Below are 2,212 nucleotides of genomic sequence, written 5' to 3'. Positions count from 1 at the left end.
GAATGACGGAGAGGGCGTGTACTGGATCACGCCACCGCGCGATCGCTACGCGACGCGGGGATCGCTACGCGACCCGGGGATCGTTACGCGACGCGGGGGTTGAGCTCGCCCTTGGCGTAGCGCTTGGCCATCTCGGCGGTGGTCAGGACCTTCTTGATCTTGGAGGCCTGCCCTGCGGTGTTGAACTCCTGGAGCCGCTGCTTGCACAGCTTGGTCATCGCTTCCATCGCCGGCTTCAGGTACTTGCGCGGGTCGAACTCTTCCGGATTGTCCTTGAGCACCTTCCGGATCTGGCCGGTCATCGCCATGCGGTTGTCGGTGTCGATGTTGATCTTGCGCACGCCGTTCTTGATGCCGCGCTGGATCTCGGCAACCGGCACGCCCCAGGTCGGCTTCATCTTGCCACCATAGGTGTTGATGATGTCCTGGAGATCCTGCGGCACCGAGGACGAACCGTGCATGACGAGATGCGTGTTCGGCAGCTTGCGGTGGATCTCCTCGATCACGTTCATGGCGAGGATGTCGCCGTCCGGCTTGCGGGTAAATTTGTAAGCACCGTGAGACGTCCCCATCGCGATCGCGAGCGCGTCGACCCTGGTCTCCTGGACGAACTTCACGGCCTCGTCCGGATTGGTCAGGAGCTGGTCGTGGCTCAGCTTGCCTTCGGCGCCGTGGCCGTCTTCCTTGTCGCCCATGCCGGTCTCGAGCGAGCCGAGCACGCCAAGCTCGCCCTCGACGGAGATGCCGCCGAGATGGGCCATGTCGGTCACGGTCTTGGTGACGCCGACATTGTAGCCCCAGTCGCCGGGGGTCTTGCCGTCGGCCTTGAGCGAGCCGTCCATCATCACCGAGGTGAAACCGGCCTGGATCGCGGTCATGCAGGTCGCGGGCTCGTTGCCATGGTCGAGATGCACGCAGACCGGGATGTGCGGATAGATCTCGGTCACCGCGTCCATCATGTGCTTGAGCATGACGTCGTTGGCGTAGGAGCGCGCACCGCGCGAAGCCTGGATGATGACGGGCGCATCGACCTGGTTGGCGGCGTCCATGATCGCCAGCGCCTGTTCCATGTTGTTGATGTTGAAGGCCGGTACGCCGTAATCGTTCTCAGCCGCATGGTCGAGCAATTGACGTAACGTGATCCGAGCCATGTGTCTTTTTCTCCGGTTTGGGCCTTCAGGGCCCCGCTAGCTACTTGTCGACTGACTACTTGACGCGCAGGACCTCGACGCCGGGCAGTGGCTTGCCTTCCATCCATTCAAGAAATGCGCCACCGGCGGTCGAGACATAGGTGAAGTCACCGGCCACATGGGCCTGGTTGAGGGCCGCGACCGTGTCGCCGCCGCCCGCGATCGAGATCAGCTTTTTCGCCCTGGTGCGCTCGGCGGCGTGCTTGGCGGCCGCGACCGTGCCGCGGTCGAACGGCTGCATCTCGAAGGCCCCTAACGGCCCGTTCCAGACCAGCGTCGCCGCGTCGTCGATCGCGGCGTGGACGCGCGCGACCGATTGCGGGCCGACGTCGAGGATCATGCCGTCGGCCGGGATCGCATCGAGGCCGTAGGCGTGGGAGGGCGCGTTCGCCGCGAAATGATAGGCGACCGTGGCGTCGACCGGCAGGATGATGGCGCAGTTGGCGGCTTCCGCCTTTTCCATGATGCGCAGCGCGGTCGGCGCGAGATCCTTCTCGGCCAGCGACTTGCCGATTCCGACGCCCTGGGCGTGCAGGAAGGTGTTGGCCATGCCGCCGCCGATCACGAGTGCGTCGACCTTGCTGACGAGGTTTTCGAGCAGGTCGATCTTGGTCGAGACCTTGGCGCCGCCGATGATCGCGATGACCGGCTTGGTCGGCGAGCCCAGCGCCTTCTCCAGCGCATCGAGCTCGGCCTGCATGGTGCGGCCTGCATAGCCCGGCAGCTTGTGGCCGAGGCCCTCGGTCGAGGCGTGGGCGCGGTGCGCGGCCGAGAACGCGTCATTGACCCAGATGTCGCCGAGCTTGGCCAATTCCGCGACGAAGGCGGGATCGTTCTTTTCCTCTTCCTTGTGGAAGCGGGTGTTTTCCAGACAGAGGATGTCGCCATCCTCGAGTGCCGCCACGGCCGAGGCCGCGGGCTCGCCGATGCAGTCGTCGGCAAACGCGACCGGCTTCTTCACCACCTTCGACAACGCCTCGGCGACGGGCTTGAGCGACTCCTTGGCGTCGCGTCCCTTCTGC

The 2,212-nt window shown here is 64.9% G+C and carries 2 protein-coding genes; both read right to left on the bottom strand.

Features of this window, described 5'->3' with window-relative positions; all coding sequences use genetic code 11:
• Window positions 1-83: 83 nt before the first annotated feature.
• Complete coding sequence (fba, locus tag AC1D00_RS37675) at window positions 84-1,151, bottom strand: class II fructose-bisphosphate aldolase (RefSeq protein ID WP_092186765.1); 1,068 nt, start codon at window positions 1,149-1,151, stop codon at window positions 84-86.
• Window positions 1,152-1,206: 55 nt separating this feature from the next.
• Window positions 1,207-2,212: phosphoglycerate kinase (locus AC1D00_RS37670; RefSeq protein ID WP_477014160.1), on the bottom strand; the 1,006-nt coding region annotated here is incomplete at its 5' end.

It is taken from the genome of Bradyrhizobium sp. P2_E8 (assembly GCF_056403875.1).
The sequence above is the reverse complement of the archived record's forward strand: the minus strand, read 5'-3'. Positions and strand labels throughout refer to the sequence as shown.